The organism is Neisseria sp. HMSC078C12, assembly GCF_001838065.1.
Classification (GTDB): domain Bacteria; phylum Pseudomonadota; class Gammaproteobacteria; order Burkholderiales; family Neisseriaceae; genus Neisseria.
In genome coordinates this window covers 1-1,093 of record NZ_KV835619.1, presented here as the reverse complement: position 1 = coordinate 1,093, position 1,093 = coordinate 1, and the positions used below count along the sequence as shown (strand labels likewise).

Below are 1,093 nucleotides of genomic sequence, written 5' to 3'. Positions count from 1 at the left end.
GGCCAAATCATCGGCCAGCACCAATGGAAGGTGCCGAGCAAAGAAGAGAACGCTCAAAACGGCTTACCCGAAACCGACTGGCGCGATGCGCAGTACGACATGCTGTATCTGCCCGTTACCGAAACCGTCCGCTACCACTACGATTTCAACGGCAACCGTACCGCCACCGTCCTGCCCGACGGCAGACAGCACAACCTGTACTACGACCTGTACGACCGGCTGGAGAAAGCGGAAGTGTTCCGCCGAAATGAAAGCGGCGGCTGGGACAAACAGACATGGGTGTACCGATACGACGCACTGAACTGGCGGTTCAGCTTTTTTTGGTATAAACCCTCCGGGTACGACTGAAGCGGAAGCCTTAAGAAAATGTGAAGAACGAAGACATTTACAATGTCTAAATTCTAATAGACAGAAGGCCGTCTGATATTCAGATGGCCTTTACATTATAAATTAGCTATATGCTATGAGTTGAAGGTACTTGGTATCGTAATAAGTTCCCTACTCTACTACTCAATAATTAAGTGGTAGAGTTACAGCCAAATTTCTCTTAAAACCTATTGATTTTATACTAAAAATTGGAGTACTATTGACCTACTCTATAGAGTATCATTAATTCTCATTTAACATATAGGAACAAAAAGCGGAATTTGTAGAAGAATAGGAAAAAGGAAAATAATTTATATTATGTTAAATTAATAATGCTAGTATTTTAGTCTATCAATTCCTGTTTTTCTTAATTCTACAATCACTTACAATATTCAAAAACAAAAAGGCCGTCTGAAAGGTTTTTCAGACGGCCGAGACCTTTGCAAAATCCCCCCAAAAATCCCCTAAATTCCTACTAAGACATTCAGGGGATTTTCCATGACCACCTTCTTCCAGCAAACTGCCCAAGCCATGATTGCCAAACACATCGACCGCTTCCCACTATTGAAGTTGGATCAAGTAATTGATTGGCAACCGATCGAACACTGAATCGTCAAAGAACCCGTTACCTTCGAGACCACCGCGGCCGTCCCGCCTATCCCCTGCTGTCCATGTTCAAAGCCGTCCTGCTCGGACAATGGCACAGCCTCTCCGATCCCGAACTCGA

General features: G+C 44.4%; 2 pseudogenes. Both read left to right on the top strand.

What is annotated here, in order from left to right:
• A pseudogene (locus HMPREF2596_RS11695) lies at window positions 1-204 on the top strand (RHS repeat protein); the annotation flags it as partial.
• A gap of 660 nt (window positions 205-864) precedes the next feature.
• A pseudogene (locus tag HMPREF2596_RS11095) lies at window positions 865-1,093 on the top strand (transposase); the annotation flags it as partial.